The organism is Mycetocola zhadangensis, from assembly GCF_003668565.1.
GTDB lineage: Bacteria > Actinomycetota > Actinomycetes > Actinomycetales > Microbacteriaceae > Mycetocola_A > Mycetocola_A zhadangensis.
In genome coordinates this window covers 84,458-110,719 of the sequence record NZ_RCWJ01000004.1, presented here as the reverse complement: position 1 = coordinate 110,719, position 26,262 = coordinate 84,458, and the positions used below count along the sequence as shown (strand labels likewise).

Here is a 26,262-nt window from a genome sequence, read left to right as displayed (position 1 = left end):
CTGAGCCGGTGGGTCGACTCAGTAGATGGCCTGAACGTTGCGAGTGGCCGCGCTGACCTCATGCGGATCGAACGAATCTGCTTGCGCGATGTCGACGTGTCGCATGAGGGGTTCGGGCACGCCGTCAGGGTGGCGGACGAGCAGCAGCGGCCTCACGCCGGCTCGGATCAGCATGCGGACCAGGTGGCTGCCGACGTTTCCGCGAGGGGTCGTGAGGGCGATTTGCATCGGGAGCTCCTTTTCATGGGGTGCCCAACACGCTAGTGAGGGATGCGGCCAGATACTGGCCGCATCGTGACCAATGATGGACACATGGACTCGCCATCGGCTCGATCGCTCGCAATGCTGTCCCTGCTCCAGAGCGGTCGAGAGTGGAACCTGCGCGAGCTGGCCGGTCGCCTGCAGGTGAGCGAGCGAACGGTGCGACGTGACGCTCGGCGACTGCGCGACCTTGGATACGACGTACAGTCGCGGCCAGGCCCTGGGGCCGGGTACCAACTGCAGCCCAGCATGAAGATTCCGCCCCTCCTGTTCAGCCCCGACGAGATCTCCACCATCGTTACTGGCCTGCTGGTGCTGGGGGCGTGGTCGCCGGATGACCCGTCGGTCAACGCGGCTCGGCTCAAGCTCGAGCAGGTGCTTCCGCCCGGACTGCGTCAGCGTGCTGTCGCCACCGCGCTCTCGACTCAGATCCTTCAGGAGAAACCGGCCCCGCTCGACTGGACACGCATCGGCACCCTCGCTGAAGCCGTGGCCTCTGGCTCACGCATCGCGTTCGACTACACCGACCAGAACGGGCGTGAGACCCACCGCATTGTCGAGCCCTATCGCCACATCCTGCGTCAGCGGCTTTGGTATGTCATCGCCTACGACGTCGACCGCGACGACTGGCGCCTTTTCCGACTCGACCGGATGCAGGCAATTCACCCCATCCCCGGTCACTATCGGCATCACGAATTTCCCTACGACTCCGTCGGCGATTGGCTCGCAAGCAACTTTGGCGAAAGCGCGTTCTCAAACGATGAGTCTGGTCGGGCATCTAGAGGCGAGCAATGACACCTGAGTACAGTGACAGCATGAGCACTCCAGAAAGCGCCGATGGCGCACAGCGTTGGTTGTGGGTCGTCGCCATTGTGTTTTCGGTCGTGGTCCTTGGTCTCGGTGTGTGGGTGAGTGTCACGACTGGCCAGTGGCTGGCGTTGCTGCTCGCTGCGGGGCTGACGGCGCCGGTTGACGTCATGGTGATGCGGAGAGTTCGGCGTCGGCCCCTCGCAGGATAGTCAGACGCTCGAGGAGCTATCGAACGAATCTTCGATAAGCGGTAAATAGCAGCCGCACTTGATTCGAAGCAATGTCAGTGGCTTGGTGTCTACTTAAGTCATGAACGATGACGCAGAGTTTATAGACCCGCCGCCACCAGATGGGCGCCCATCAGACGAACAATTCCTCGATGAGATTCCTCCGTACTGGTTGCAGCCGCGGGAACTGCCGCCGGACGATGGCCCGACCGACGAAGTCTTGCCGCTCGAGATTCCGGACGACGAGCCGTTTCCCGACGATTTGAGAACGAACGACGTGTTGCCTGACGAGTGGTCGCTCGATGGGTACCCCAGTGACGACGAGCTGTTGATCGACATGCCCTCGGATTTCGGCGACGATGACCCTCTGGAGAGTCCTCCTACGCAGAACGCACTGAACGCCGACGCGCTGTCGGCCCTCGTGGATGGCATCGTCACCGTGGACGAGCTGATCTCCAGGGCCCACGCGACACGAGCGCTTCTCATCGACCAGGCTCGGGCATGGAGCGAGGTGACCGCGCGGTCGGTGGTCGTTCTCGGTCCACCACACACTGACGCAGAAGTGCAGGACCTAGCGCGACGGTCTTTCACTTGGGAGCTTTCCAGCGCTCTCCGCATTCCTGAAAGCACGGCGTCGTCGCTCATTTCTGACAGTGAGACGCTGGCGCACCAGCTGCCGGCAACGCTTGAGGCGCTCGCCGAGGGGCAGATCTCCTACCGGCACGCACAGGCAATGGTTGACCAGGTGCTAACCCTGCCGAGTGACGCTCGGGCCGACTTTGAGGAGAAGGTGCTTCCCGCCGCGAAGTCGCTCACTGCGGCGAAGTTCACCGCGCGGGCACGAAAGCTCAGGGAACGTACACATCCAGAGTCCATCACCAATCGCAAACGCACAGCGTTCGAGCGGCGACGGATGGAGTTTCAGGCCGACCTCGATGGCATGGCCTGGATCAACCTCTATCAGCCGGCCGCAACGGCGGTCGCCTTCTACAACTCCGTTCGAGCCGAAGCAATGGCGCTGCAACGTGATGACGAACCTCGGACGCTAACGCAGCTCAGTCTGGATGTCGCGGTGGATCATCTCCTCGAGAGCGTCCAGCAGAAGCTGCCGCTCGGCGCGGCGCCTCGGCTCGAGTGTGGGTGTCCAGCGCCCGACGATGGAGTCGGATGCGGCGCCGGACGCGTTGGGTCAGATGCGGCAAGCGCCGACGCTGGCCCCGCATGCGCCGACGCTGACCCCGCAGGCGCGAACATCGATGGCTCGACGACACCGACAACGGAGGTTGAGGATGCAGCGCAGTCGATGCCACGACGCGAACGTAAGCACAGGCGGGGCGGTGCCCTTCGAGGATTTCGACCGACCGTCATCGTCACGGTGCCCGTAATGACCCTCCTGGGCAAGAGTGACGAGCCGGCAGAACTTGAAGGGTATGGACCCATCGATCCGGAAACGGCTCGTCAGCTCGCCGGAGAAGCGAAGTCGTTCATGCGACTTCTCGTTCACCCGGAAACGGGCGTGCCGTTGTCTCTCGGTCGAGACAAGTACAAGGTGCCCAAGGATCTGCGGCTGGCGCTGGAACTCAGGGACGGAACCTGCCGTGGCTACGGATGCAACCGTTCAGCCGCTGAGTGCGACATCGACCACACAGTGGACTGGCAGTTCGCCGGAAAGTCCGACTACGTCAATCTTGCGAGTCTGTGTCCTCCCCATCACAAGCTCAAGCACCAAACGGCCTGGACGGTGAAGCAAACCGGTGGCGGGTTCCTCGAGTGGACCTCGCCCTTGAAGCGAAAGTACGTCACGGCGCCGGAGGTCGTTCTGCCGATTTGGCCGCCAGAGACGACGAGCGGTCAGAGTGACGGCACCGAATCCGCGCCGTTCTGATAAACCTCCGACGTGGCGCTGCTCGAGAGGGACGCTCACGAGGGATGTTGCTCTAACGAGTGCCGTGCCGAGGCTACGGCCAGAGCAGCCCGTGTTCCCATTTGCGTGCATGCTGGCGATACCTCAACCGCACATGCCCCCGATCTCTGGACGCCTGCCAAAATTCGACCTCATCGGGAGCAATCGACCAGGTGCTCCACGTTCGCGCCACAAGTGACGGGTTCTCGCTCACGCGAGCTGCCGCATCCGCGTAGGCGTCCCGGTAGGCGTCAAGCGATTCGAGAGGTTCACTTTGATGTCCGACCAGCGCCGACGCCCGCGAAGCAGCGGGTCTTCCCAGAAAGTCGGCTTCGCTGTCCGCCCGCGACCGCTTTCGCACTGCACCGGTCACTCGAACCTGCCTGCCGAGCTGTGGCCAGAAGAAGGTGAGCGCCGCGAACGGGTTCGCGCCCAAATCCCGTGCCTTCGCTCCGTCATCACGCGAAGCGAACACCCACCCGTGCTCGTCGATGTCCTTGAGTACGAGGGTGCGCGCCGTCACTTTCCCATTCGGCTCGCTCGTCGACAGCGTCATTGCATGAGGCGCGAGCACCGCTGCGTCCACGGCCGCGGCCAGCCAATCGATGAACAAGTCTGTCGGATCCTCTGGTGCCGATTCCACCGACAACGTTGGAAGCTCGTCGGGAAACGAGGGCAAGGAACGCAAGAGGTCCCTGAGATTCTGGCTCATGGCATCCGTTCGGAAAAGGCACACCGACCACACCAGCCACTCGTGCCGAATGCGTTCACACTAGCGCCGAACCGATTCTGGAAACCTGCTAAACTCTTGAGGTTGCCGTCAAACGGCCGCGGATAAAGAGAGCTCACACATTCTGTGACGGGCACCGCGCAACGAGAGAAAAGGGGATCAACCTATGGCACTTGAAGGCGAAGCCAAGAAGGCGATCATCGAAGAGTACGCAACCCACCCAGGTGACACGGGATCCCCCGAGGTCCAGGTCGCAGTGATGACCCAGCGGATCAAGGATCTCACCGAACACCTCAAAGAGCACAAGCACGACCACCACTCACGTCGTGGCCTGCTTCTGCTGGTTGGTCAGCGTCGCCGCCTGCTCGGTTACCTCGCTGATGTCGACATCAACCGTTACCGCTCGCTCATCGAGCGTCTCGGACTGCGTCGCTAATTTCAGTCGAGAACCGCGTCGGTCCCTGACCTGTTCAGGACGATGACAACGCGATCTTCTTGAAAATGGGCCGTTCACCTTCGGGTGAACGGCCCATTTTTTATGTCCGCTTCTCAGGCCGCCCGGCCCGTTGCGCAGATTTTTCGCAGAACGGATGCCTCGGCGCACGCGAGCGGGACATCGCGCGGTGGAGATGCGAGCGGACTGACTCCCTTGTTGGTGCTTCGCGGCACGCGCAGTGAAATCAGAGCCGGTAGAGCCGTGCTTCCCATGGGCGCAGCGCGGCATCTCCATTTACGGGGTAGTTGCCGAGAAGCAGCTCGGCCGAGCCAACGTCCAGGGGGAGTTCACCGAGGAACGGTTCATCGGAGACGTTCGCCACAACGAGCAGGCGCTCCGACGGCGACGTCCGAAAGAAGGCGTACAGCGTCGGGTGTGACGGTTCCAGCAACTCGAAGCCACCGAGCGCAACCGTCTCGTTCTCGTGGCGCAGTTTGATGAGTCGCTGATAGAAAGCGAACACGCTCGTGCCACTCGCCCGATCCGCTTCAGCGTTGATCTCCACGTAGTTTGGATTCACCCCGATCCAGGGTGTGCCCGTCGTGAATCCGGCCTGCTCGCTGCTGTCCCACTGCATCGGCGTGCGCGCATTGTCGCGGCCCATCGCATGCACGGCCTCCAGGACGCTGGATGGCGCCTGATCAAACTCGTCGACCGCTTCGCGGTAGTGGTTAAGCGATTCGATGTCCCGATAGTGCTCGATCGACTCGAACCGTACGTTCGTCATACCGATCTCTTCGCCCTGGTAGATGTACGGCGTCCCTCGGTGCAGGTGAAGCACCAGCGCCCACAGGGTCGCAGACTCATATCGGTACTCGCGATCGTTACCGAACCTCGACACCAGTCGTGGCTGGTCGTGATTGTTCAGGTACAAACTGTTCCACCCGGTCTCAGCAAGACCCTCCTGCCACCGAGCAAGACTCGTCTTCAGGGCGACCAGGTCGAGGGGGATGGGATCGAACTTGTGCTCTCCCTGGTCGAGCGACACGTGCTCGAACTGAAACACCATGTCGACCTCGTGCTGCGTCGGATCGGTGAAGAGCGCCGCGTCGTCGATGCTGACGCCTGGCATCTCGCCAACGGTGAGGTAGGTGCCGTCCCGACCGGCAAACACCTCCTGGTGCATCTCTTTGAGAAATGCGTGAATCTGCGGACCCATCTCGAAGCCATCACCTGATCCGCGCTGAGGCCCATCGATGAGTTCAGTGCGCTTCGCAATGAGGTTGATGACGTCCATTCGAAACCCGTCGACACCCCGGTCAAGCCAGCGGCGCATCATCGCGTAAACGGCCTGACGCACCTCAGCGTTCTCCCAATTGAGATCCGGCTGTTGCTTCGCGAACAGGTGCAGGTAGTACTCACCGGTTGTCTCGTCGAGCGTCCATGCTGGCCCCGAAAACGCACTGGTCCACCCGTTCGGCGCGCTCCCGTCTTCCCGGGGCTTTCGCCACCAGTACCAGTCCCGCTTGGGGTTATCGATCGATGACCGCGACTCGCGAAACCAGTCGTGCTCGTCGCTGGTGTGGTTCACCACAAGATCCATCACCACACGGATGCCACGCTGGTGCGCCTGGGCAACCAACTCATCGAAGTCAGACAACGAGCCGAACACCGGATCGATGTCCTCATAGTCCCGAATGTCATAACCATTGTCATGCTGCGGCGACGGGTACACCGGCGACAGCCACACCACATCGACTCCAAGGTCGGCAAGGTAATCCAATTGTGAACGGATGCCATTCAGGTCACCGACACCGTCCCCATCGGAATCCGCGAAACTCCGCGGATAGACCTGGTAGACCACCGCCCGGGTCCACCACGGCGCCGTGAAATTCTCGGAATCGGTCTGGTCACTCAGGGAATCCGTCATGCACCCGATCCTCTCACCTCGACGCCAGACGCGATGTCTGGCATTCTCAGTAGGTGCCCCGTTCGGGGCACAGATCGGGGAAGCCACCATGAGCATCTGGCGCACAAAGAGCATCGAGGAATCCATCGCGGATTCGCACCTCGAACACCGCAGCCTCAAACGCACACTCGGCACCTGGGACCTCATGGTCATGGGAGTCGCAGTCGCTGTCGGAGCCGGCATCTTCTCGGTCGGCGCTCGCGCTGCCGGTCAGTACGCCGGCCCATCGGTCAGCGTGTCGTTCGTGCTCGCCGCCATCACCTGTGCGCTCGCGATCATGTGTTACGCCGAATTCGCATCCGCTGTCCCCGTCGCCGGTTCGGCGTACACCTTCACATACGCAACGCTCGGAGAACTCCTCGCCTGGATCATCGGCTGGGACCTCATCCTCGAGATGCTCACCGCTGCGGCCGTCATCGCCAAGTACTGGGGCATCTACCTCTCACTGGTCTTCGACCTCTGGAACTGGAACGTCCCGGACACCCTCAACCTCGGTGGACTGCAGGTCAGCTGGGGACCATTCATCATCGTCGCCATCTTCACGACACTGCTCGTTCTTGGCACTCAACTCTCGGCCCGCGTCGGCGCCGTCTTCACGATCATCAAGGTCGCGATCGTGCTCTTCGTCATCGTTGTCGGCGCATTCTTCATCCAGCCGGCGAACTACTCGCCCTTCATCCCCGAGTCGGTGCCGACCGAAGGCGGCTCGAGTGACGCGTGGACCCAGTCGCTCTTCTCGTTCCTGACCGGAGCGGCTCCGGCCCAGTACGGTGTCTTCGGTCTCCTCGCCGGTGCCAGCCTCGTGTTCTTCGCCTTCATCGGCTTTGACGTTGTGGCCACAAGCGCCGAGGAGGTGCGCGACCCGCAGAAGAACCTGCCGCGAGGCATCTTCGGAGGGCTCGCCATCGTCACCGTTCTCTACATCGGTGTCAGCCTTGTGCTGACCGGAATGGTGCCGTACACCGTTCTGGCCGAAGCCGAAGACCCTTCGCTTGCGACGGCGTTCGTGGCCGTCGGAGCCGACTGGGCCGCCCAGGTGATCTCCGTCGGTATTCTGGCCGGCCTCACCACGGTCATCATGGTGCTCCTGCTCGGCCTGGCCAGGGTTCTCTTCGCGATGAGCCGCGACGGGCTGCTGCCACGGTGGCTCAGTGTCACGAGCGACAAGCGGCGCACTCCGGTTCGCATCCAGATCATCTCCGGCGTCCTCGTCGCACTGCTCGCAGGCCTCACTGACGTCGGCATCCTCGAAGAGATGATCAACATCGGCACGCTCAGCGCGTTTGTGCTCGTGAGCATCGCGGTCGTCGTGCTGCGGAAGAAGCGCCCCGACCTGCCTCGCGCGTTCCGCGTGCCGCTGTCCCCGTTCCTGCCGATTCTGTCCGCCGCCCTGTGCCTCTGGCTCATGCTCAACCTGACAACACTCACCTGGGTGCGATTCGGCATATGGCTGCTGGTTGGCCTCGTCATCTACTTCGTTTACGGTCGCAGCCACTCGGTGCTCGGCAGGCAGCAGGCCGAATTGCGGCTCTCAGAGAAACCATAGGGTTTTCCGTGGCGACCGGCAGGCACTCCACAGTTTGGGGGTATGTTTTGGGATGCCACGCGGAGGGAACTAGGTCAGACTGAACGGATGCTGCATCGTCACCCCATCCTCGGCCTGCTCACGACTGTGTACCTGGCCTTTGTCGGTTGGGTGACACTCGGCCCGCAGCCGCTCGACGAGAGCAATAGCGGTTTCATCTTCAAGATGCTCCGCGTTCTCGATCGTTACGAGGCCACAGCATGGATCAACTACAACACTCTCGAGTTCTCGGCAAACGTCGCCATGTTCTTCCCGATTGGCCTGTTTCTCGTGCTGCTGTTCGGGCGACGGCTGTGGTGGCTCGCCATGGCACTCGGCTGTGGCATCACCGTCGTCATTGAAACGGCGCAGCTCTTCATCCCCGGTCGGGTCTCCGACCCCCGCGATCTGGTGGCCAACAGCGCCGGTGCAATCCTCGGTGTTCTCATCGGTCTTCTGCTCACCGCCCGCAAGGCGCGGCAGCTGAGGGAGGCCAAGGCGGCCCGAGCGGCGCAGGCCGCTCGCCCGCCACGAGCACGGTCGATGGCTGGATCGACCCGCTAACCGTCGCCGGTTCTTCGAGCGTTACTCGGTGTCGTGCCGCGGCGCCGCCGGGCGATGCCGCTGCGGATCGCGATCCCGTTCGGCTCCGGTCGGGTCCCGCCTGGATGGCCCGGGGGCTGCATCACGATGATCCGCGAAGATCCACTTCGGCTTGGGCTCGATCAGCGGTCGGAACACACGCCGAACCGGAGCGCTCGCCAGCACCACCGAAATGACAACGGCAAAGACGAGCATCCCAACGAGCCAGACATCCGGCAGCGTCTCATGGCGAAGTACTCCGCTTTCACGCAACGGGTACAGAACAAAACTGTGCAGCAGATAGACGTACATCGTGTACCTGCCGAACGTCGTCATCCAGGTTTCACGCCGAGGCAGCAGCACGAAGAACGCCGCGCTGAGCAGAACGGCGAGTACGATCAGGGCGAGCCGCACGCCGCCAGCGAACCACTGGTCCTCGCCGAGCCCGGCATATGAGTCGTCGTAGAAGAACCAGTACCGCAGGTCGATCCGTCGCCACAGGTCGATGAACGTTACAAGCACGGCGATCCAGATTGCGAACAGGGCGAGAGCGGCGCCGCGGATCGCCCAGGTCTGACGATCGACGACACGCCATCGATCGACCAGCTTCCACCGATGCAGCTGCCAGCCAAGAACGAAGAACGGGAGGATTCCGAGGGTTCGAGCGAGCGAGAATGTGCTGTCCACGTTGTCGAGGTAGCCCACCCCGACTGAGATGACCAGTGACCAGGCGAGCGGCCAGCGGAGCAGCGCAAGGTAGGGGAGAACCAGCCTGAAGATTCCGAGAGCCAGGAGGAACCACAGCGTCCACGACGGTTGAGTGGGATTGAGCTCGCGTTTGCCCTCGACAAGGAACTGCACGAGCGTCCAGATCGTTTCCATGATCAGGTACGGCAACAGGATGTCAGTGATCACCCGTTTCATCTGACGGGAGCTCAGCGGACCGCTCTTGGTGAAGTAGCCACTGACGATCGCAAATGCGGGCATATGGAACGTATAGATCAACAGGTAAACGGTCAGCGCAGCATCCGAGTCGTAAGTAATTCGCTGGATGCCGTGACCCATCACGACCAGAACTATGCAGGCGAAACGCGCGTTGTCCCAAAAAGGGACGCGTGGCTTGGGAATGCTGCCGGTCGCTGCTGTCACGCTCCCAGACTAGGGCGAGCGCTTCATCCGGGGAATGCGTGTAGCGGGGAATAGATCCCGAAGGCCGTCAGTTACACTCGATATCTATTCAAACGAATAGGTTATCTCTCGCTGGAAGGCAGTCATGCAGTTCGGAATTTTCAGTGTCGGTGACATCACCACCGACCCAACAACGGGCACGACCCCTACCGACGCCTCGCGCCTGCAGGACATTCTGACCATCGCGCAGCACGCCGAGACCGTCGGGCTCGACGTCTTCGCCATGGGGGAGCACCACAACCCGCCGTTCTTCCCATCCAGCCCCGTCGCGATCAACAGCTACCTGGCCGCCAAGACAGATAAGATCATCCTCTCGACGGCGACAACGCTGATCACCACCAACGACCCCGTGCGCATCGCCGAGGAATACGCGATGCTGCAGCACCTCTCGGGCGGTCGGATGGACCTCACGCTCGGGCGCGGCAACACAGGCCCTGTCTACCCGTGGTTCGGCGAGGACATCCGCCAGGGCATTCCCCTCGCACTTGAGAAGTACGCTTTGCTGCGCAGGCTCTGGCGTGAGGATGTCGTCGACTGGGAAGGTCAGTTCCGCACTCCGCTTCAGGGCTTCACCTCGACACCGCGCCCACTCGACGGCGTCGCTCCGTTCATCTGGCACGGATCGATTCGTTCTCCCGAGATCGCCGAACAGGCCGCGTTCTACGGCGACGGGTTCTTCTCGAACCACATCTTCTGGCCGGCGTCGCACACCCAGAAGATGGTTGGCTTCTACCGCCAGCGCTTCGAACACTACGGCCACGGTCGTGCCGACCAGGCGATCGTCGGCCTCGGCGGACAGGTGTTCATGCGCAAGAACTCACAGGACGCCGTTCGTGAATTCCGTCCGTACTTCGACAACGCTCCCGTTTATGGCCACGGGCCGAGCCTCGAGGACTTCACCTCTCAGACTCCGCTCACTGTCGGCAGCCCTCAGGAAGTGATCGACAAGACGCTCGGGTTCCGCGACTACGTCGGTGACTACCAGCGCCAGCTCTTCCTGATGGACCACGCCGGTCTGCCACTCAAGACGGTGCTCGAGCAGCTCGACCTGCTCGGCGAAGAGGTTGTGCCCGTGCTCCGCCGCGAGTTCGCTCGAAACCGCCCGGCCGATGTGCCTGACGCCCCAACCCACGCCTCGCTTCGGGCTGTCGCTGAGACAGCTGAAGCACAGACGCCTCTCAAAACGAAGGTCAACTCATGACAGCACGCAAACTTGCCGTCGTCTCCGCGGGACTCAGCCAGCCGTCGTCCACCCGGATGCTCGCTGACCGTCTGGTCGACGCCACCGTCGCACGGCTGACCGAACAGGGTGTCGAGGTAGAGGTCACGACCGTGGAGCTTCGCGACGTGGCCTCGGACATCATGAACAACATGTTGACCGGGTTCGCCAGTCCCAAGCTTGAGGCCGTCATCGACGCGGTAACCGGCGCTGACGGACTCATCGCCGTCACCCCGATCTTCACGACGAGCTACAGCGGTCTCTTCAAATCGTTCTTCGACGTGCTCGACAACCGCTCGCTGACCGACATGCCCGTGCTGATCGGCGCGACAGCTGGAACCGCCCGCCACTCTCTTGCCCTGGACTACGCCCTCCGCCCGATGTTCACGTACCTGCACGCCGTTGTGGTTCCAACGAGCGTGTTCGCGGCATCCGAAGACTGGGGCAGCGGTGCTGACCAGGTGAAGACACTGCCCGACCGGATCGACCGGGCCGCCGGTGAACTGGTGCCCCTCGTCGCCGCGTCGGACCGCTCGAGCCAGGTGCGAGACCCGTTCGGTTTTGACGCCTCACTGAGTCCGATCGGTGGCTTCCAACCGAGCTGAATGCGCGACCGTGCATCCACATCGAATGTGTTCGTGGCTCCTGAGGGCCGCCGGCACACTCCGCAGCCGAGCGGTGCTGTGCAGCAGGGTCAGCTGTGTCGTTTCCCTGGCTCTTGGTGTGGTCAACTGGAGCCATGAAAACCAGCACAAAGAACCTTGTGATCGGCATCGTCGTCGTTCTTCTCGCGATCGTCGTGGCCAGCTGGATCGTGAATGTCGCCCTGGCCTTCCTCGCCGCAGCCATCAAGTTCGTGCTGATCGCGGCGGTTGCGCTGGTTCTCCTGATCGTCGGTGGTCTGTGGTGGGCCCGGCTTCGCGGTCGGGAGTGACGCTCGTTGTCGGTGCGGAGCCGACGCGGTAGGTTCGCCGCAGTGTGTCAGGGACCTCGTAGGCCTTCCATCGCGGGCTCGCACCCTCCGGAATCTCCGGCAACCACCAGACAATCGACCCCCAGGCCACAATCACCAGGACCACTGCCGTCCCGGCGTTGAGAACACCGAAGCCGGTACCTCTCACGTGGGTGGCGATGAAAACGATCACCCCGGATGCTGCGCCAGCGACGAGCGAGACGGTCACCCAATTGAGGAGCCAGGTCCGCGTCAGCGTTCCCAGGATGGGAAGCCAGCTGAGTGTCAGAAGCGCCGAGACGAGGAAGCCGGCAGCGGTGACGGTGATCGGAAGCAGGGTGCCGCTGTCCCAGCGGAGCGTTTGTACCCAGTCGGGGAGCAGCGCGACAACTACCAGCCAGCCTGAGTACGCCAGGATCCCGGCCCCGAACAGGAGAACACGGTGTTCCTCCTCGCTCGGCGATCGCGCACGCAGCCGGGCCCGAGCGGCCAGAACCGACGCGGAGATCACCAGAATCCAATAGGAGACCGACAGGCCATCGGTCCAGAGTTCTGCCGAAGCGACGACCAGGGTGACAAGAGCGAAAACCGCGTACACGGCGCCCTGCCAGGTGGACTCACGCCGGAGATTGAGCACGAGCGCTAGTATCCGGGAATGTCTCGTTGCCGACGACGCACGGACGAGCCCGACCAGTCTGGTCCACGTGCGCAGCACGCCGATGATGGCTGCGATCAGACTCAGTCCGATGACGAGAAGAAGGGCATACCCGGGCAGGAACGAGAACACATCGGGTGGCCTGGCTGGAAGATAGGCAGCGGCCGCTGCGATCGCTATGGTCACGCCGAGGATGGCTGCGACCAGCGCCTGGCGAAGGGGATTCAGCGCGATCGGCGCGAAGACCAGCACGGGGCGAAGCGCGGCGATGAGGAACCGCATGGCGGTTCCGGTCGAGCCGGAGAATGCCCGTGAGGCAACGCGCACCGTACGCGAGAGCACAGCGACGAGATAGCCGGGGTGAAGGTTGTCTATGGAGTCGCCGCCCATCGCGAATCGCGCTCGTGTGTCGCTCCCAGCCGCGTCCGCCGGGATACCGCCGAACGGTCCCGCATCGCTTCGGTCGGCATCAGCGAGCACCCCGGACTGCACGGCGTCGATGGTGGAAGACAGATCGAGCGACTCTCCTTCCTCCCGAGGAGGATACGACGCGACCAGCCTGGTCATTCCCGCGGCAGCGTCAAGCCTGCCCCACCACCAGTCGTTCGAGCGCCAGTGCTTCGACAGGAATCCCGCGAAGTTGAACAGTGATGTCCCGGCGAGTTTCTCGTCCGAACCGAGTTGCCTGTCGCTGAAGAGCCGGGCAACGACTTCAGCATCGAGGTCAGCACTTGGCATTCTCAGCGCAGCGACCGTCGCGGCTCGCACCTTGCGGTCGATGAGTGTTGTGTACTGCTCGGCCCTCGCCGGCGCCTCATCTCCGGTGATGCGCCAGTAGGTCAGAGTCGAGATGGGTTCAGGAATGCCGGTGGCGGCCAGGAATGGAGCCAGGTCTTGAGCATCAAAATCTGGCCGGCGAGTAGGTATGCCCGCGTAGGGTGACTCTTTCCAGCCCGGGTACGGATTCGACGGGCCGGGTGAAGCCGAACGCAGCGTGATCAGACAGGCGTCGAGCTGCTGCCAGTCGTCCTCAAGCTCAGCGAGCACAGCGGACGACGCGTAGACCCACGAGGTCACAACCGAGGTCGCCAGCGCCGTGGCTCTGGCGCCAGCCTGGTCCCCGGATGCCGGCGCTCGCCGAGGGGAGTCTGGCAGTTTTCTCTGGGCTTCCGTCTCATCGAGAACCCGGCGAAGGGCAACATCCCTGAGGTCGGTGGCGTGAGCGAGCAGGAGGTACAGCCGCGTCCGGAGGAGGGTGATCGAGGCGACAGGCAGCGGTGGTTCACGTGGCTCGTGGCTGCCGCCGAACACGGCGTCGAGGTTGTCGTCGAGGTTGCCGTCCATCGGGAGCTCTTCCAGGGAGCGCACCCAGTTGAGAGCGCAGAGTGTCGCGTCGATCACTGCCTGGGGGCCGAGTGTGATGGCCTGGGCGAAAACGCCGGTCTCGTCTGCGCGTGAGGCGTCCTCGTACTCGGCGAGGAAGCAGTGGGCGAGCCCACTGCGTTCTTCCGACGACCAGGCCATCCAGTTCTGGCGGGTTGGCAGGTTTGTGCCCAGCTGCCAGAGTGACGGATTCGCCAGGGTCAGCGTCAGCAGCTGGAGATCGGTCGTGGCGCGGAATCGCACGTAGGCCCGCCTGGCCTTGGGCAGGTGATAGCGGGAGATCGCCGCGTTCGACAGCACGGCCAGCGAGTCGCTCCTGCCGTGCGACTGCGCGAGTTGAAGCCGGAACCTCTCGACCTCGTCCTCTTCGTCCTCGCCTGATTCCCGGATGCCACGCTTGCCCCTGCCAGCGGCCACTCCAGACAACAGCTGCGAGCGTCTGTCCGCCATTCGCTCGAGGACGCGGCGCGGCCCGGATGGGGTCGCGCTGCCTGCCCGAACCCCGTATGCCGTCGGTCGCACCGATCCGAGCGGCTGGATGGGCGGGCTGGGGTCGAGGTAGACAAGTGCGCGAGAGGCGTTCACCGTGGATGCCATACCCCGGATGGCCCGGAAGGCACGATCGATGGGGATGTTGTCGAGTACAGCGCCGTCCACCACCCGGAAAGGGTGCGACCAGTCTTCACGGTGCGCGTGGAACGCAAAACTCATGTCGACGCTCTCCGAGTTGGACGGCTCGACGACCGCGTCCGGCGTTGTGGTCTTCGAGAAGATCAGGGCCGGTTCGAACGCACCGGGGAACGCGGACGTGGTCCGGGCCGCGTATGCCAGCCGTGCGAGGCTGGCATCGGCTGACGGATCATGGGCGGCCGGAATGTTTCTGCCGCGTTCGTTTGCCGTGTTGTCGTCCGAACCGACAAAGTGAAAGTGTCCCTTTCCCTCCTTGGTGCCGCGCTCACTCGAGTCCTCACTGTCGACGATGGTCGCAGACAGGTCGACCGTGACCCGTGTGGCGCGGTGCGCTGGATGGATGTCGGTCTCGGACGGGTCGTAGAAGTTGCGCAGTGCTGTGTGGACCTGTGGCCAGAAGTAGTCGTCACCTCGCAGGATCGAATCGAGCCGTCGAAAGCCGGGCGGATGCATCAGGCTCCAGGCGCCGCCGACGTCGCGCCAGGTGGTCAGCAGGCCGTCGACGCTTGCGCCGGCACGCTGGGCAACGGCGTACATTACCGAGTTGAGTCCGCCTGCGCTTGCGCCGGCCATCACGTCGAACTCCACAGCGTCGAAGCCGCGCGAGTGGAGCACTCGTGCGTAGCGCACAGCGCGGTCGACCCAGTGTTCGTTGTGTGCCCCCGCGTCGGGCGACGGCGGAATCAGCACGGCGCACGAAGTGCCGTCAGCGGCCGTGCGAATCCGGATTCGACGCCACACGTCGATCTCGGCGACGGCGCCTCCGATCCATACCGCGAGGCTGACTCCGCCGCGCATTGCCAGTGCGGCACGGAGGACACGGCTGTGTCGTGGTTGCAGCGCGGCCTGCTCCTCCTCCGGGAGGGGCCGTGGGGCAGGGGGGCGTGTCGGATCCAGCGCGACGATCAGAACGCTGGGGGACTCTGCGGTGCTCGCCATCGTTCGTCCTTCCCGCGGGAGCGTGGTGGGTTGCGAGTCACCGTACTCCCGCCACGGGCGGGTGCGGAAGGGGAGTTGCGCCGCCGTCGGAACGCAAGCGACAGCATCCGTTCGCCTGATGGACACGCGGGGAAAGCAACTTCACAGCTGTGAAAAACGCCCCTCTGCTAAGCTGAACACGGCCCGATAGCAATACCGGGTCCACATCAACGGAGCAGGCCGGCAGGAAGCTGGTCCTCGGTGGTGGATTTCTCTCACGTCGGGATGCCGACGTTTCTCCCTTCGGTGTATCGACAGGGAATGTCGAGAGCGATTTTCTACTGGAGATCAGCCAGATCATACGGTCTGAGAATTACTGCCTGTTCCTGCTCCTCGCAGAGCGTGCGCCCACACGGGGCAGCGCTAAACGTAAGGAGTGACCTATGGAAGGTCCAGAAATCAAGTTCGCCGAGGCAGTCCTCGACAACGGCAAGTTCGGAAAGCGCACAGTCCGCTTCGAAGCAGGACGCCTCGCGCAGCAGGCACAGGGTGCCATTGCTGCATACCTCGATGAAGAAACCATGCTTCTCTCGGCCACCAGCGCCGGAAAGCACCCCAAAGACCAGTTCGACTTCTTCCCCCTCACGGTGGACGTTGAAGAGCGCAGCTACGCTGCAGGCAAGATCCCCGGCTCGTTCTTCCGTCGCGAAGGCCGTCCGTCCACCGAGGCCATCCTCGTTTGCCGCCTGATCGACCGTCCGCTTCGCCCGTCATTCGTGACCGGCCTGCGCAACGAAGTCCAGATCGTCATCACCGTCCTGAGCATCGCTCCCGACGAGTTCTACGACGCACTGGCGATCAACGCGGCATCAATGTCGACCCAGATCTCGGGACTTCCGTTCTCGGGCCCGATCGCCGGCATCCGCCTCGCCCTGATCAACGGCCAGTGGGTTGCATTCCCGAAGGCATCGCAGCTCGCTGACGCTGTCTTCGACCTCACGGTCGCCGGTCGCCTCGTCACAGACGAGAACGGTAACGAAGACATCGCCATCATGATGGTTGAAGCAGAAGCCACCGAAGGTGCGTGGGCGCTCATCCAGGGCGGCGCAGTCAAGCCGAACGAAGAGGTCGTCGCAGAGGGCCTCGACGCCGCGAAGCCGTTCCTCCTCCAGCTGGTCAAGGCTCAGAGCGAGCTCGCCGCCCAGTCGGCCAAGGAAGTTCGTGACTACCCGGTCTTCCTGCCGTACAACGACGAGACCTTCGCCGCTGTCAGTGAATTGGCTCGCGAAGAGCTCGTCTCGATCTACCAGATCGCCGACAAGCTCGAGCGCCAGGACGCTGACGACGCACTGAAGGACCGCGTCAAGGCTGCCATCGCCGCCAAGGTCGAGGCAGGCGAACTGCCCGCTGACACCAACAACCAGGTGTCCGCAGCGTACAAGTCCGTCACCAAGGACGTCGTTCGCACGCGCATCCTCACCGAGGGTGTCCGTATGGACGGCCGTGGCCTTGCAGACATTCGTCCGCTCGACGCCGAGGTTCAGGTCATCCCTCGCGTTCACGGTTCGGCGATCTTCCAGCGCGGCGAGACCCAGATCCTGGGTGTCACCACACTGAACATGCTCAAGATGGAGCAGCAGATCGACTCACTGAGCCCGATCACGAAGAAGCGTTACCTGCACCACTACAACTTCCCGCCGTACTCCACAGGTGAGACCGGCCGCGTCGGTTCGCCGAAGCGTCGCGAGATCGGGCACGGCTTCCTGGCTGAGCGCGCGCTCGTTCCGGTTCTGCCGAGCCGCGAGGAGTTCCCGTACGCCATCCGCCAGGTATCCGAGGCCCTCGGATCCAACGGTTCGACGTCGATGGGTTCCGTGTGTGCATCGACCCTGTCGCTGCTCAACGCCGGTGTGCCGCTGCGCGCCCCGGTCGCAGGCATCGCCATGGGCCTCGTCTCAGACGAGGTTGACGGCCAGACCCGTTACGCGGCTCTCACCGACATCCTCGGTGCAGAAGACGCGCTCGGCGACATGGACTTCAAGGTCGCAGGTACGTCCGAGTTCGTCACGGCCATCCAGCTCGACACCAAGCTCGACGGCATCCCCGCCTCCGTGCTCAAGGCCGCGCTGACCCAGGCCAAGGAGGCTCGTGCAACGATCCTCTCCGTCCTCAACGCCGCAATCGACGCCCCGGATGAAATGGCACCGACCGCGCCTCGCGTGATCAGCGTCAACATCCCGGTCGACAAGATCGGTGAGCTGATCGGCCCCAAGGGCAAGACGATCAACTCCATCCAGGACGAGACCGGCGCAGACATCTCGATCGAAGAAGACGGCACCGTGTACATCGGCGCTGTCGACGGACCGTCGGCCGAGGCAGCTCGTGCCCAGGTCAACGCGATCGCCAACCCGACCAACCCTGAGGTTGGCGAGCAGTTCCTCGGAACCGTCGTGAAGATCGCCACATTCGGCGCCTTCGTCTCGCTGCTTCCTGGCAAGGACGGCCTGCTGCACATCTCTGAGGTGCGCAAGCTCGCCGGTGGCAAGCGTGTCGAGAACGTCGAAGACGTCCTCGGTGTCGGACAGAAGATCCTCGTCCAGATCACGAAGATCGACGACCGCGGCAAGCTGTCGCTTGAGCCGGTCGTCGCTGAAGAGACCGCAGCAGCTGAGGGTGAAGATGTGGCCGCTACGGCTCGCGTTCACGCCGAAGCTCCCGCTGAAGGCTAAACAGCTTTCTCATCAGTGAACGGATGCCCCGCCTCGACTTCTCGAGGCGGGGCATCCGTTTTTTGTGCTGCTTGTAGCGGTCGCGGCTAGGCTGGCCTGGATGATCGCGACGCTCACGGTGACCCCCGAAACGCATTGGCTGAACGGGTGGTTTCTGCGGCTGTTCGCCCGGCCGTATGTGCTCGTGGACGGTGTCGAGGTGCTGGCGCACTGGGGTGGACCGTGCGTGATCCCGGTCGAGCCCGGGCGGCACGTCGTTGCGGTGGGTGCGCGGTACCTTCGGACGAGGCCGCTTCTGGGGGTTGATAGTGCCCACGTGTCTGTCGAGCCTGGCCAGGAGATGCGGCTGAGGGCCCGGAATGGTGCGCTCAATCATCAACCGTTTGCGGTGCGCACGCTCGCATAGGGACCGAATGTGACCGAGCAGGCCGGCAACGACCGGTTGCGACCGAGCGAGCCGCTGCCGACCGGTTGTGGTCGAGCCTCGCTGCGTTCGCTCATGTCGGCGCGGCGAGCCGGATACGCTGGTTGGTCTTCGTTGCTTGGTCAGACATGGTTGCTCCACGCGGTTGCTCGGTCGCGAAGGGTTGCCGAATCACGGTGGGAGCAGCCGGCTTCGACCGAGCGGGGCGGGAACGACCGAATGTGACCGAGCAGGCCGGGCAACGACCGGTTGTGACCGAGCAAGCCGCCGCCGACCGGTTGTGGTCGAGCCGGCTCGCTGCGTTCGCGTATGTCCGCGTGGCGAGCTAGATACGCTGGTTGGTCTTCGTTGCTTGGTCAGACATGGTTGCTCCACGCGGTTGCTCGGTCGCGAAGGGTTGCTGGATCACGGTGGGAGCAGCCGGCTTCGACCGAGCGGGGCGGGAACGACCGAATGTGACCGAGCAGGCCGGGCAACGACCGGTTGTGACCGAGCAAGCCGCCGCCGACCGGTTGTGGTCGAGTCGGCTCGCTGCGTTCGCTTATGTCCGCGTGGCGAGCCGTATACGCTGGTTGGTCTTCGTTGCTTGGTCAGGCATGGTTGCTTCGCGCGGTTGCTCAGTCGAGAAAGGTCGCTCGATTGCAGTGGGAGCAGCCGACTTCGACCGAGCTGGGCCACAACGACCGAACGTGACCGAGCTGGGCCACAACGACCGATTGTGACCTCGGCACGTCGGCAAGGATCGAACGTGACTGAACAACCCGAACGGCCGGTTGTGACCGGGCATACCTGCAAAGACCGCACACGACCGGGCAGGATGTCGCAACGACGCGACACCACCGAGCACCGCCGCGGCGCGCGGCACGACCGAGCACCACGCCGCGGCGCGCGGCACGTGGGTAGCCGGGCTGACGCGCGGGAGTTTTAGCCGCGCTGCGTGCGCTCGAGCAGGGGCGCGGCCCGGAACGGAATCAGTTCGCCCATAGCAAGCGAGGTCTCCGCTCGCTCGACGCCATCGCACGCGAGGATCAGACTCGACACCCGAAACAGGTCGTCCGCATCTGTGGCCACTACACGGATAAGCAGATCGCTCTGCCCGCTGAGCCCGTGCGCCTGGATAATCTCGGGGATGGTTTTGAGCTCATCGACGATCGCGGCCAGCTTGTGCTGCTGCAGGTGCACCGAGATGAACGCGCTCAACGGGTACCCGATCGCCGCCGGGTTGATGCGCCGCTCAAACGACGCAAGTACATCGGTCGAGTCAATCGCGCTCAACCGGGCCTGAACCGTGTTTCGCGAAAGGCCCAGCTTCTCGGCGAGAGCGACGATCGATGACCGCGGGTCGTCAGTGAGGGCCAGGAGAAGTCGGGTGTCCGTGCCGTCGAGCTTGTGCATAGTGCCAGAGACTAGCAGCACCGCCTCCCAGATGACGAGCATTATGCGCAATTCTTCGCCGCACAGTTGTGCCGTTTGAAAGCGAGGCGTACGGTCGCAAGTACTTCTGGCAACGGCGCCAGATGCTGAAACGCTGCGATCCAGCGGTTCAGTGCACGAAAGAAAGTTGCGTGTAACTGTGTCCACCACCCATGAAGGCACACGAACTCACGAGGCGCACGAAGACATCACCGCGCTTCTCAAGCTCGAGGACGTTGTGCAGCTGATCAGTCCAACAGGCGAACGTCAGTCCAGCCCCGGCTTCGACTCCTGGGTCGACGACGTGACCACGGAACAACTCGCGGATCTCTACGAAGACATGGTCGTCGTCCGCCGCATCGACACCGAAGCGACAGCCCTGCAACGTCAGGGCGAGCTCGGCCTCTGGCCACCGCTCCTCGGCCAGGAAGCCGCACAGATCGGCTCGGCCCGCGCGCTCCGCTCCGACGACTTCGTCTTCTCCAGCTACCGCGAGAATGGCGTCGCCTACTGCCGCGGAGTCAACTTCACCGACCTCATGCGGGTGTGGCGAGGCACAGCCGCGTCCGGCTGGAATCCCTACGAAGTCGGCATGGCCACCCCCGCCGTCATCATCGGCGCGCAAACACTCCACGCCACCGGCTACGCACTCGGCTGCCAGTTTGACGGCTCGGACTCAGTGGCAATCGCCTACTTCGGCGACGGCGCGACGAGCCAGGGCGATGTGAACGAAGCGATGGTCTTCGCCGCCAGCTTCCAGGCGCCGGTCGTGTTCTTCTGCCAGAACAACCAGTGGGCCATCTCTGAACCCGTCGGTCTCCAATCGAAGCGGCATCTCTCTGATCGAGCTCCCGGCTTCGGCATCCCGAGCATGCGCGTCGACGGCAACGACGTGCTGGCCGTGATGGCAGCAACCCGCATCGCGCTCGACCGCGCTCGCACCGGCGGCGGTCCGACCTTCATCGAGGCCGTCACGTACCGCATGGGCCCACACACGACGAGCGACGACCCCACTCGCTACCGCTCGGCCAGCGAGCTTGACGAGTGGCGCGCCAAGGATCCGATCACGCGCCTGGCCGCGCTCCTCGAGAGCCGCGGCGTGTTTCCCGATGAACTCGGTTCGAGAGTCAATTCCAAAGCGGATGCTGTCGCTCGCGACATGCGGGCGGGGTGCCTGTCGATTGCCAAACCGAACCCGCTGTCGGTGTTCGAGAATGTCTTCGCCGAGCCGCACTCCGGCCTCGAGCGCCAGAAGAGCCAGTATGCGGCGTACCTCGCGTCATTCGACAGCGATCCGGATGCCTCCACTCAGGGGGACCGGTCATGACCACGATGACTCTCGCGGGCGCACTCAATGACGGTCTTCGACGCTCGCTCGCCCGCGACGAGAAGGTTGTGCTTCTCGGTGAAGACATCGGCAAGCTCGGCGGCGTGTTCCGCATCACCGACAAACTGCAGGAGGAGTACGGACCGCGCAGGGTGATCGACACCCCACTCGCGGAGGCCGGCATCATCGGAACGGCGGTCGGGCTCGCCATCCGCGGCTACCGCCCGGTCTGCGAGATCCAGTTCGACGGGTTCATCTACCCGGGATTCGACCAGATCGTCGCCCAGGTAGCGAAGCTCCACTACCGGACCCAGGGCACCGTGAAAATGCCGATCACCATTCGGGTGCCGTTCGGAGGAGGCATCGGCGCTGTCGAGCATCACTCTGAGTCCCCAGAGGCATACTTCGCGCACACGGCCGGCCTGCGGGTGGTGTCGTGCTCGAACCCGCAGGACGCGCACAGCATGATCCAGCAGGCCATCGCTTCGGACGACCCCGTGCTGTTCTTCGAGCCCAAACGCCGATACTGGCAAAAGGGAGAGGTCGACACCGAGCTCGACGCGAACGCGATCCCGCTCGGGCAGGCGCGTGTCCTGAAGTCCGGCTCGGACGTGACGCTTGTTGCATACGGACCGCTGGTCCGGACGGCGCTGGACGTGGCGGCAGCCGCGGCAGATGACGGGGTGGCTGTCGAAGTCGTTGATCTGCGATCACTCTCGCCGGTCGACTTCGCGACCGTGGAGGCATCCGTTCGCAAAACCGGGAGGCTCGTCATCACCCACGAGGCCGCACAGTCGGGCGGGATGGGTGCCGAAATCGCCGCGGCCATCACGGAGCGCTGCTTCGACTGGCTCGAGGCAGCGCCGGCGCGCGTGACCGGCTTCGACACGCCCTACCCACCTGCCTCGCTCGAGGAGGCGTTCCTGCCCGACCTCGACCGCATCCTCGACGCCGTCGATCGGGTGCTCGGCCGCCGCAACTCGCTCACCGGATGGAAAGCAACAGCATGAGCGTCGTGAACTTTGCCCTGCCTGACCTCGGCGAGGGGCTGACCGAGAGCGAGATCGTGGCCTGGCACGTGGCCGTCGGCGACACCGTCAGCCTCAACCAGATTATCGCCGAGGTAGAGACGGCCAAGGCGCTCGTCGAGCTGCCTTCGCCCTTCGCCGGCACCGTGTCCCGGCTGTTCGCCGACGAGGGCGCCACGGTCAACGTCGGCGAGCCGATCGTCGCGTTCGACGTGCCGGGCAGTGAGACCGACGTGCCGACGGATGGATCGCCGAACACCGTCGACATCGAGTCGAACAGTTCCGAAACGGATGCCACGGCTGGCGTCGATCAGACGCCTTCCGATGCCGACGCTTCTACGCCCCGCGCAGACGCGCAGGGTCTCGGCGAGCGCGAGTCGGTTCTGGTCGGATACGGACCTCGCGTCGACGGGGGAGCGCGACCGAAGCGACGGGCTCGCGCCTGGGCGGATGGTGCGCCGCGCGATGATCCGCACAACTTCCCCGAGACGTCAGGCTCTCGTGAGACGCCCGGCTCTCGTGAGACGCCCGGTCCTGTCGAGACGTCCGGTTCCGTCGAGGCGCTTGAGCGGCCCCGGTCGACGCCGCCGGTGCGGAAGCTGGCGCGCGACGCGGGTATCGACCTGGCGACCGTGACAGGCAGCGGCGAGAACGGGCTCATCACGAGGGAGGACGTCGAGCGCGCCGTCGGAAACGGGCCACAGGCATCCGTTTCGCTCTCGACAAAAGAGACGAGTGATCAGGGTGAGAAAACGGATGCTCCTGCTCCCGCGGGAACGGGACGGCGGGCCGACGTCCGCTTGCCGATTCGCGGGGTGCGGAAGGCCACAGCGCAGGCAATGGTGCGGTCGGCGTTCACGGCGCCGCACGTCACAGAATTCCTGACGATCGATGTGACCGCCGGAATGGATCTGGTGCGGTCGCTCGCGAACACGCCGGAGTTCCGGGGCAAGCGGCTGTCGATCCTGACCCTCGTCGCCAAGGCCGTGATTCTCGCTGCCGCGCGGACGCCCGCAGTGAACTCCCGGTGGGATGAGGACGCGCAGGAGATCGTCCAGCTCGGCGCTGTGCATCTCGGTATTGCCGCAGCGACCGGGCGAGGACTCATCGTGCCGAACGTCAAGAACGCGGACACACTGAGCCTCGCCGAGCTGCGGAACGCGCTCGACGCGCTCATCGAGGACGCAAGGGCCGGCACCACGAGCCCGCAGAGCCTGACCGGCGGAACGATCACCATCACCAACGTCGGCGTATTCGGCGTCGACGCTGGCACTCCGATTCTCAACCCGGGCGAGGCGGCCATCCTCGCGATGGGTGCCGTGCGAAGGCTGCCGTGGGAGTACCAGGGCGAAATCGCGCTGCGTGAAGTGATGACGCTGAGCCTGTCGTTCGACCACAGGCTCGTTGATGGCGAGCAGGGGTCGCGGTTCCTTGTCGACGTTGGCAGCATCCTGAGCAATCCCGGGATGGTGCTCACGATGGTGTGAGCAGTTTTCAGCGGAGGCCCGCGAACGCCATCTCCTCAAGGATGCGGCGCACCGCCTCCCGCTGCACTCCACCCTGGCCCGAATACGGCGTCGAGTTGATCAGGCCGAACGCGGCATGGGCGCGAATGCGAAGTTCGGTAACATCGGTCTGCGGGTGCAGGTACTGAAGTACCCCGACCCACACTTCGACATACCGCCGCTGCAACGTGCGCACCGTGTGCCGTTCGTCTCCGGACAGGCTGTCGAGATCGCGATCCTGAACCCGGATGACATCGGCATTGTCGAGCGCAAACCGAACGTGGAACTCGATCAGGGCCCGAAGGGCAAGCTCTCCGTCTGGAGCCCGAGAAACGACACGCGTGCCGCCGTCGAGCAGGTTCTGGCTGACTCCGACAAGCACGGCCGCGAGCAACGCGTGTTTGCTCTCGAAGTGCCGGTACACGGCAGGGCCGCTCATCCCGACCGCTGTGCCGAGGTCTTCGATTGAGACCCCGTTGAACCCGCGCTCGGCGAAATGACGAGACGCCGCATCGAGTAGTGCCTCACGCCGTCGAGCCTTGGCTTCGGTTCGCCCGATTCGTTCATCGGGCCCGGTCGGCGCTGTCGCGGACGAGGTGACGGTCGCGTCGTGAACCATGGCGTTTCCTCCGTGAAAGCGATGCTGGACAACCGGGTTAATACATACTAACCTCGGATCAGTTAATGGTTCGTAACCGAGTAGAAATCGAGCCGAAGCAACCGAGGAATGTCAATGCAGACACTGATCTCCGGGGTGAACCGGGCGGACGGCGCCTTCGCCACGTCCGACGCGGCCCAGCGCGCGCTCGTCGCCGAGTTGAAGGAGAGGCTCTCCGTTGCAGCCCTCGGCGGCCCGGAGAAGTCGCGGGAACGCCACGTCGCCAGAGGCAAGCTCCTCCCGCGAGAGCGCATCGACGAGCTGCTAGACGATGGCAGCCCCTTTCTTGAGATCGCGCCGCTCGCCGCGACCGGAATGTATGACGACCAGAGCCCGGGAGCCGGGGTGATCGCCGGCATCGGCCTCGTCCACGGCCGCCACGTCCTCGTCATCTCCAATGACGCCACTGTGAAGGGTGGTACCTACTACCCGATGACCGTGAAGAAACACCTCCGGGCGCAGGAGATCGCCCTGGAGAATCGGCTGCCGTGTGTATACCTGGTTGACTCCGGCGGTGCGTTCCTGCCCATGCAGGACGAGGTGTTCCCCGACCGAGACCACTTCGGCCGCATTTTCTACAACCAGGCTCGCCTTTCGGCTGCCGCAATCCCGCAGATCTCCGCCGTCCTCGGTTCGTGCACGGCCGGAGGAGCGTACGTCCCGGCCATGAGCGACGAAACGGTGATTGTGCGAAACCAGGGCACGATCTTCCTGGGTGGGCCTCCGCTGGTGAAGGCCGCGATCGGCGAAATTGTTACAGCAGAGGAACTCGGTGGGGGAGACCTGCACGCGAAAACGTCGGGTGTCGTCGATCACCTGGCCGAGGACGATTCCCACGCTCTCGAGATCGTGAGGGATATCGTCTCGACTCTGCCAGTGGCATCCGTCGCAGTATCGAGTCCGCCAGTGATCGACAGCCGTGGGCCGCTCTACCCGATTGAGGAGTTGTACGGCGTTGTCCCGCCGGACGTGCAGGCCCCATACGACGTGCGCGAAGTGATCGCCCGGCTCGTCGATGCAAGCGAGTTCGCCGAGTTCAAGAAGGAGTTCGGCACAACACTCGTCACCGGGTTCGCGCGCTTGCACGGCCACTCGGTCGGCATCGTGGCGAACAACGGAGTGCTGTTCTCCGAAAGCGCGCAGAAGGGTGCCCACTTCATCGAGCTGTGCGACCAGCGCGGCATTCCGCTGATCTTCCTGCAGAACATCTCGGGGTTCATGGTCGGTCGGGATTACGAGGCCGGCGGAATCGCGAAGCACGGCGCCAAGATGGTGACGGCTGTCGCCACAACGCGCGTGCCGAAACTCACAGTGATCATCGGCGGCTCGTTCGGAGCTGGGAACTACTCGATGTGCGGTCGCGCCTACTCGCCGCGCTTCTTGTGGATGTGGCCGGCCAGCCGGATCTCGGTGATGGGCGGTGCGCAGGCAGCCGGCGTGCTCGCCACGGTGAAGCGCGACCAGCACGATGCCGCCGGCACCGAGTGGTCTGCCGACGACGAGGAAGCGTTCAAGGCGCCCATCCGCTCACAGTTCGACGACCAGGGCAGCCCGTACTATTCAACGGCACGGCTCTGGGACGACGGGGTGATCGACCCGGCAGACACTCGTCGGGTGCTCGGCCTCGCACTCGACGTGTGCGCACGGACCCCGCTGCCCGAACCCGGCTTCGGCCTCTTCAGGATGTGACC

The 26,262-nt window shown here is 63.9% G+C and carries 22 protein-coding genes; 15 read left to right on the top strand and 7 right to left on the bottom strand.

What is annotated here, in order from left to right; genetic code table 11:
- Positions 1 to 18: 18 nt before the first annotated feature.
- The gene (locus tag D9V28_RS16365) at positions 19 to 228 is read right to left on the bottom strand and encodes an NAD(P)H-binding protein (RefSeq protein WP_229728125.1); all 210 of its coding nucleotides are present in this window, start codon (positions 226 to 228) and stop codon (positions 19 to 21) included.
- Between the two features lie 84 nt (positions 229 to 312).
- Here D9V28_RS16365 and D9V28_RS13285 point away from each other — a divergent pair, with 84 nt between their 5' ends.
- From D9V28_RS13285 to D9V28_RS13275, 3 genes are all read left to right on the top strand, one after another.
- A complete protein-coding gene (locus tag D9V28_RS13285) occupies positions 313 to 1,056 on the top strand; it encodes a helix-turn-helix transcriptional regulator (protein ID WP_121660240.1) in 744 nt (247 codons plus the stop codon).
- A 20-nt stretch (positions 1,057 to 1,076) separates the two neighbouring features.
- Positions 1,077 to 1,280: a hypothetical protein gene (locus D9V28_RS13280; RefSeq protein WP_147441013.1), complete on the top strand. Its 204-nt coding sequence runs from the start codon at positions 1,077 to 1,079 to the stop codon at positions 1,278 to 1,280.
- 100 nt (positions 1,281 to 1,380) lie between these two features.
- Positions 1,381 to 3,183, top strand: coding sequence for an HNH endonuclease signature motif containing protein (locus D9V28_RS13275; protein WP_121660238.1), 1,803 nt, complete (start codon positions 1,381 to 1,383; stop codon positions 3,181 to 3,183).
- A gap of 73 nt (positions 3,184 to 3,256) precedes the next feature.
- Here the strand turns inward: D9V28_RS13275 and D9V28_RS13270 are convergent, their stop codons facing one another.
- Positions 3,257 to 3,913: a pyridoxine/pyridoxamine 5'-phosphate oxidase gene (locus D9V28_RS13270; RefSeq protein WP_121660237.1), complete on the bottom strand. Its 657-nt coding sequence runs from the start codon at positions 3,911 to 3,913 to the stop codon at positions 3,257 to 3,259.
- Positions 3,914 to 4,097: 184 nt separating this feature from the next.
- Here D9V28_RS13270 and rpsO point away from each other — a divergent pair, with 184 nt between their 5' ends.
- Positions 4,098 to 4,367, top strand: coding sequence for a 30S ribosomal protein S15 (gene rpsO / locus D9V28_RS13265; protein WP_108390576.1), 270 nt, complete (start codon positions 4,098 to 4,100; stop codon positions 4,365 to 4,367).
- Between the two features lie 244 nt (positions 4,368 to 4,611).
- Here rpsO and D9V28_RS13260 read toward each other — a convergent pair whose 3' ends face one another.
- Entirely contained in the window at positions 4,612 to 6,297 is a 1,686-nt protein-coding gene (locus tag D9V28_RS13260) for a glycoside hydrolase family 13 protein (RefSeq protein WP_121660236.1), read from the bottom strand.
- An 88-nt stretch (positions 6,298 to 6,385) separates the two neighbouring features.
- On the opposite strand from D9V28_RS13260, the gene D9V28_RS13255 reads away from it, so the two are divergent.
- A complete protein-coding gene (locus tag D9V28_RS13255) occupies positions 6,386 to 7,882 on the top strand; it encodes an amino acid permease (protein ID WP_121660235.1) in 1,497 nt (498 codons plus the stop codon).
- Positions 7,883 to 7,969: 87 nt separating this feature from the next.
- The gene (locus D9V28_RS13250) at positions 7,970 to 8,464 is read left to right on the top strand and encodes a VanZ family protein (RefSeq protein WP_121660234.1); all 495 of its coding nucleotides are present in this window, start codon (positions 7,970 to 7,972) and stop codon (positions 8,462 to 8,464) included.
- Positions 8,465 to 8,485: 21 nt separating this feature from the next.
- Here the strand turns inward: D9V28_RS13250 and D9V28_RS13245 are convergent, their stop codons facing one another.
- The gene (locus D9V28_RS13245; protein ID WP_229728139.1) at positions 8,486 to 9,631 is read right to left on the bottom strand and encodes an acyltransferase family protein; all 1,146 of its coding nucleotides are present in this window, start codon (positions 9,629 to 9,631) and stop codon (positions 8,486 to 8,488) included.
- A 124-nt stretch (positions 9,632 to 9,755) separates the two neighbouring features.
- Between D9V28_RS13245 and D9V28_RS13240 the strand changes: the two genes are divergently transcribed.
- From D9V28_RS13240 to D9V28_RS15985, 3 genes are all read left to right on the top strand, one after another.
- The gene (locus D9V28_RS13240) at positions 9,756 to 10,871 is read left to right on the top strand and encodes an LLM class flavin-dependent oxidoreductase (RefSeq protein ID WP_121660233.1); all 1,116 of its coding nucleotides are present in this window, start codon (positions 9,756 to 9,758) and stop codon (positions 10,869 to 10,871) included.
- The gene (locus D9V28_RS13235; protein WP_121660232.1) at positions 10,868 to 11,494 is read left to right on the top strand and encodes an FMN reductase; all 627 of its coding nucleotides are present in this window, start codon (positions 10,868 to 10,870) and stop codon (positions 11,492 to 11,494) included. The genes D9V28_RS13240 and D9V28_RS13235 overlap by 4 nt, the downstream gene beginning before the upstream one ends.
- Positions 11,495 to 11,628: 134 nt before the next feature.
- Entirely contained in the window at positions 11,629 to 11,823 is a 195-nt protein-coding gene (locus D9V28_RS15985) for a hypothetical protein (RefSeq protein WP_147441011.1), read from the top strand.
- Here D9V28_RS15985 and D9V28_RS13230 read toward each other — a convergent pair.
- Positions 11,738 to 15,508, bottom strand: coding sequence for a DUF3376 domain-containing protein (locus D9V28_RS13230; RefSeq protein ID WP_121660231.1), 3,771 nt, complete (start codon positions 15,506 to 15,508; stop codon positions 11,738 to 11,740). The genes D9V28_RS15985 and D9V28_RS13230 overlap by 86 nt on opposite strands.
- A 422-nt stretch (positions 15,509 to 15,930) precedes the next feature.
- Here D9V28_RS13230 and D9V28_RS13225 point away from each other — a divergent pair, with 422 nt between their 5' ends.
- Positions 15,931 to 18,216, top strand: coding sequence for a polyribonucleotide nucleotidyltransferase (locus D9V28_RS13225; RefSeq protein WP_121660230.1), 2,286 nt, complete (start codon positions 15,931 to 15,933; stop codon positions 18,214 to 18,216).
- A gap of 100 nt (positions 18,217 to 18,316) precedes the next feature.
- Positions 18,317 to 18,622 (top strand): hypothetical protein, encoded by a 306-nt coding sequence (locus D9V28_RS13220; RefSeq protein ID WP_147441009.1) that lies wholly within the window; start codon positions 18,317 to 18,319, stop codon positions 18,620 to 18,622.
- 942 nt (positions 18,623 to 19,564) lie between these two features.
- Here the strand turns inward: D9V28_RS13220 and D9V28_RS13210 are convergent.
- Positions 19,565 to 20,035 carry an Lrp/AsnC family transcriptional regulator gene (locus tag D9V28_RS13210; protein WP_121660416.1) on the bottom strand — a complete coding sequence of 157 codons (471 nt, stop codon included), beginning with the start codon at positions 20,033 to 20,035 and terminating at the stop codon, positions 19,565 to 19,567.
- 226 nt (positions 20,036 to 20,261) lie between these two features.
- Between D9V28_RS13210 and pdhA the strand changes: the two genes are divergently transcribed.
- Genes pdhA through D9V28_RS13195 form a run of 3 tightly spaced genes read left to right on the top strand, consistent with a single transcriptional unit; the run spans position 20,262 to position 23,895 of the window.
- Positions 20,262 to 21,380, top strand: a complete 1,119-nt coding sequence (pdhA, locus tag D9V28_RS13205) for a pyruvate dehydrogenase (acetyl-transferring) E1 component subunit alpha (protein WP_229728165.1) — start codon at positions 20,262 to 20,264, stop codon at positions 21,378 to 21,380.
- Positions 21,377 to 22,390: an alpha-ketoacid dehydrogenase subunit beta gene (locus D9V28_RS13200; protein WP_121660226.1), complete on the top strand. Its 1,014-nt coding sequence runs from the start codon at positions 21,377 to 21,379 to the stop codon at positions 22,388 to 22,390. Before pdhA ends, D9V28_RS13200 begins: the two co-directional genes overlap by 4 nt.
- Positions 22,387 to 23,895 carry a dihydrolipoamide acetyltransferase family protein gene (locus tag D9V28_RS13195; RefSeq protein WP_121660225.1) on the top strand — a complete coding sequence of 503 codons (1,509 nt, stop codon included), beginning with the start codon at positions 22,387 to 22,389 and terminating at the stop codon, positions 23,893 to 23,895. Before D9V28_RS13200 ends, D9V28_RS13195 begins: the two co-directional genes overlap by 4 nt.
- Positions 23,896 to 23,902: 7 nt before the next feature.
- Here the strand turns inward: D9V28_RS13195 and D9V28_RS13190 are convergent, their stop codons facing one another.
- Positions 23,903 to 24,532: an SACE_7040 family transcriptional regulator gene (locus tag D9V28_RS13190; RefSeq protein ID WP_121660224.1), complete on the bottom strand. Its 630-nt coding sequence runs from the start codon at positions 24,530 to 24,532 to the stop codon at positions 23,903 to 23,905.
- A gap of 114 nt (positions 24,533 to 24,646) precedes the next feature.
- Here D9V28_RS13190 and D9V28_RS13185 point away from each other — a divergent pair, with 114 nt between their 5' ends.
- A complete protein-coding gene (locus D9V28_RS13185) occupies positions 24,647 to 26,260 on the top strand; it encodes a carboxyl transferase domain-containing protein (RefSeq protein ID WP_121660223.1) in 1,614 nt (537 codons plus the stop codon).
- The last annotated feature ends 2 nt before the right edge of the window (positions 26,261 to 26,262 follow it).

Excerpts from the sequence above, each read along its gene's own strand:
- D9V28_RS16365 (WP_229728125.1), bottom strand. The coding sequence starts at position 228 with ATGCAAATCGCCCTCACGACCCCTCGCGGAAACGTCGGCAGCCACCTG.
- D9V28_RS13285 (WP_121660240.1), top strand. The coding sequence starts at position 313 with ATGGACTCGCCATCGGCTCGATCGCTCGCAATGCTGTCCCTGCTCCAG.
- D9V28_RS13280 (WP_147441013.1), top strand. The coding sequence starts at position 1,077 with ATGAGCACTCCAGAAAGCGCCGATGGCGCACAGCGTTGGTTGTGGGTC.
- D9V28_RS13275 (WP_121660238.1), top strand. The coding sequence starts at position 1,381 with ATGAACGATGACGCAGAGTTTATAGACCCGCCGCCACCAGATGGGCGC.
- D9V28_RS13270 (WP_121660237.1), bottom strand. The coding sequence starts at position 3,913 with ATGAGCCAGAATCTCAGGGACCTCTTGCGTTCCTTGCCCTCGTTTCCC.
- rpsO (WP_108390576.1), top strand. The coding sequence starts at position 4,098 with ATGGCACTTGAAGGCGAAGCCAAGAAGGCGATCATCGAAGAGTACGCA.
- D9V28_RS13260 (WP_121660236.1), bottom strand. The coding sequence starts at position 6,297 with ATGACGGATTCCCTGAGTGACCAGACCGATTCCGAGAATTTCACGGCG.
- D9V28_RS13255 (WP_121660235.1), top strand. The coding sequence starts at position 6,386 with ATGAGCATCTGGCGCACAAAGAGCATCGAGGAATCCATCGCGGATTCG.
- D9V28_RS13250 (WP_121660234.1), top strand. The coding sequence starts at position 7,970 with ATGCTGCATCGTCACCCCATCCTCGGCCTGCTCACGACTGTGTACCTG.
- D9V28_RS13240 (WP_121660233.1), top strand. The coding sequence starts at position 9,756 with ATGCAGTTCGGAATTTTCAGTGTCGGTGACATCACCACCGACCCAACA.
- D9V28_RS13235 (WP_121660232.1), top strand. The coding sequence starts at position 10,868 with ATGACAGCACGCAAACTTGCCGTCGTCTCCGCGGGACTCAGCCAGCCG.
- D9V28_RS15985 (WP_147441011.1), top strand. The coding sequence starts at position 11,629 with ATGAAAACCAGCACAAAGAACCTTGTGATCGGCATCGTCGTCGTTCTT.
- D9V28_RS13230 (WP_121660231.1), bottom strand. The coding sequence starts at position 15,508 with ATGGCGAGCACCGCAGAGTCCCCCAGCGTTCTGATCGTCGCGCTGGAT.
- D9V28_RS13225 (WP_121660230.1), top strand. The coding sequence starts at position 15,931 with ATGGAAGGTCCAGAAATCAAGTTCGCCGAGGCAGTCCTCGACAACGGC.
- D9V28_RS13220 (WP_147441009.1), top strand. The coding sequence starts at position 18,317 with ATGATCGCGACGCTCACGGTGACCCCCGAAACGCATTGGCTGAACGGG.
- D9V28_RS13210 (WP_121660416.1), bottom strand. The coding sequence starts at position 20,035 with ATGCACAAGCTCGACGGCACGGACACCCGACTTCTCCTGGCCCTCACT.
- D9V28_RS13200 (WP_121660226.1), top strand. The coding sequence starts at position 21,377 with ATGACCACGATGACTCTCGCGGGCGCACTCAATGACGGTCTTCGACGC.
- D9V28_RS13195 (WP_121660225.1), top strand. The coding sequence starts at position 22,387 with ATGAGCGTCGTGAACTTTGCCCTGCCTGACCTCGGCGAGGGGCTGACC.
- D9V28_RS13190 (WP_121660224.1), bottom strand. The coding sequence starts at position 24,532 with ATGGTTCACGACGCGACCGTCACCTCGTCCGCGACAGCGCCGACCGGG.
- D9V28_RS13185 (WP_121660223.1), top strand. The coding sequence starts at position 24,647 with ATGCAGACACTGATCTCCGGGGTGAACCGGGCGGACGGCGCCTTCGCC.